Raw genomic sequence first — 1,889 nt, forward strand, 5'->3', positions numbered from 1 at the left:
TCCGTACCGGCTGGAGAAGGGAGGGGATCACCGCTTCCAGTTCGTCCGGGTGGAGGACGTCGTGAGCGCGGCGGTCCTGGCGGCCGACGTCGCAGACCCGGGCCAGCGCGTCTACAACGTCACCGGCGGCGACCAGATCACGCTCGCGCAAGCCGCGGACATCGTCCGCGAGGCCATACCGCAGGCAGACATAGAGATCGGCCCCGGACACCTGCACCTCGACCGGCAGGGACCGTACGACATCTCGGCCGCCGAGCGCGACCTCGGCTATACGCCCCGGTGGACGGTGGAGGGCGGCATCCATAACTACGTCGACTGGCTGCGAGACCACCCCTACTAACGGAGGAGCGCCAATGGAGGAGAGACCCGTGGCACAGAGGACCCGGCTGTTCGCCGAGATGACCTGGCCGGAGGTGGCGGATGCCGCGGGACGGGGCGCGGGCGTAGTACTCCCCGTCGGGTCGACGGAGCAGCACGGCTACCACCTGCCCCTGGCGACCGACGCCATCCTGGCGACGGAGCTGGCGCTCGCAGTCGCCGAACCGCTCGACCTGCTCGTGGCCCCGGCCGTCGCCTACGGTTACCGGTCACGCCCCTTGAGCGGCGGTGGTCAGGGGTTCGCCGGCACGACCTCGCTGCGGGCGAGCACCTTGATGGCGCTGGTCGAAGACGTCCTGCGCGAGCTGGTGCGCCAGGGCTTCGAGCGGATCGTCGTCTTGAACTGGCACATGGAGAACCAGAACTTCGTCTACGAGTCCGCCTACCTCACGCTCGAGCACCACCGCGACTCGCCGGCGCGCATCCTCGTCGCCGAGCTCGCTTTCCAGGACCTCTCCCCGGGGACGATGGATCTCCTCTTCCCGGAAGGGTTTCCCGGCTGGGACGTCGAACACGCCTCGATAATGGAGACCTCGCTCATGTTGCACCTCAAGCCGGAACTTGTCCTCTTCGACCGCGCAGTGGACGACGCGGCGAAACGACACCCCTGGTACGACGTAGTCCCGGTACCCGAAGACTTCGTGCCCGCCTCCGGAACGCTTTGGAAGGCCACGCAAGCGAGTGCCGACAAGGGTAGGATCGCCTGGGACGAGATCGTGGTCCAGATGCGCGCGGCGATATCCAAGGATCTCGTACAAGCCTGAAGCCGAAGGAAAAGCACAGCGAACGTCCCACCGGTGGCGGTCGCCTGCCTGGCTTCCGCAGCGTGCCGTACCTCGAGAGCGTCCTAGCGCCGACGCTTTCGGCTGGGCGGGTCGTGGTGATGGACAACCTCTCGGCGCACAAGGGAGGCCGGGTGAGGGAGATCGTCGAGGCGAGGGGCTGCGAGGTGTACTGCCTGCCGCCCTACTCACCGGACCTTAACCCATCGAGCAGGCGTTCAGCCAGGTCAAGGGGCTATTGCGGAAGACCGAGGCCCGCACCCGCGAGGCGCTGATCGAGGCGATACGGCGGGCGCTGGACGCAGTTACACAGTCCAGGGCTCCCGGGAGTTCTTCGGCCACTGCGGCTACCGTCCGATGGACCAACCGCTATGACAGAAGCCCTAGACCCCGAGCCGGCGTGCCAGGTCGACGAGGTCGGTGGCGACCACGTCGAAGGAGGGATCGGCGGTGAGGTCCGGGACGGCGTGCGGCCCGTGCTCCAGGGGGCGCATGATGAAGGCCGTCTTGAAGCCGAGCTGCCGCGCGGCGTGCAGGTCGTTTTGGTGGGCCGCGACCATCATCACCTGGTTGGACTCCAGCATAAGGAGTTCGAGAACCATCCGGTAGACTCTGGGGTCGGGCTTGTAGGCGTGGGCGAGCTCAGCCGAGAAGATGAGGTCCCAGGGCAGGCCGGCGTTCTTGGCCATGTCGACCAGAAGCCGTACGTTGCCGTTCGATAAGGTCGCG

3 protein-coding genes and 1 pseudogene are annotated in these 1,889 nt (G+C 67.1%); 3 read left to right on the top strand and 1 reads right to left on the bottom strand.

What is annotated here, in order from left to right:
• From QZX79_RS16630 to QZX79_RS18630, 3 genes and pseudogenes are all read left to right on the top strand, one after another.
• Positions 1-340 (top strand): annotated as a pseudogene (locus QZX79_RS16630) (hypothetical protein); the annotation flags it as partial.
• Between the two features lie 28 nt (positions 341-368).
• The gene (locus QZX79_RS16635) at positions 369-1,142 is read left to right on the top strand and encodes a creatininase (RefSeq protein ID WP_294570028.1); all 774 of its coding nucleotides are present in this window, start codon (positions 369-371) and stop codon (positions 1,140-1,142) included.
• 62 nt (positions 1,143-1,204) lie between these two features.
• Positions 1,205-1,435: a transposase gene (locus QZX79_RS18630; RefSeq protein WP_366485092.1), complete on the top strand. Its 231-nt coding sequence runs from the start codon at positions 1,205-1,207 to the stop codon at positions 1,433-1,435.
• Positions 1,436-1,543: 108 nt separating this feature from the next.
• On the opposite strand, the gene QZX79_RS16640 is transcribed toward QZX79_RS18630, so the two are convergent.
• Positions 1,544-1,889, bottom strand: a 346-nt coding sequence (locus QZX79_RS16640) for an HAD-IA family hydrolase (RefSeq protein WP_294570030.1), incomplete at its 5' end; no start/stop codon positions are given.

Origin of the sequence: uncultured Arthrobacter sp. (genome assembly GCF_902805515.1) — a bacterium.
GTDB lineage: Bacteria > Actinomycetota > Actinomycetes > Actinomycetales > Micrococcaceae > Arthrobacter_D.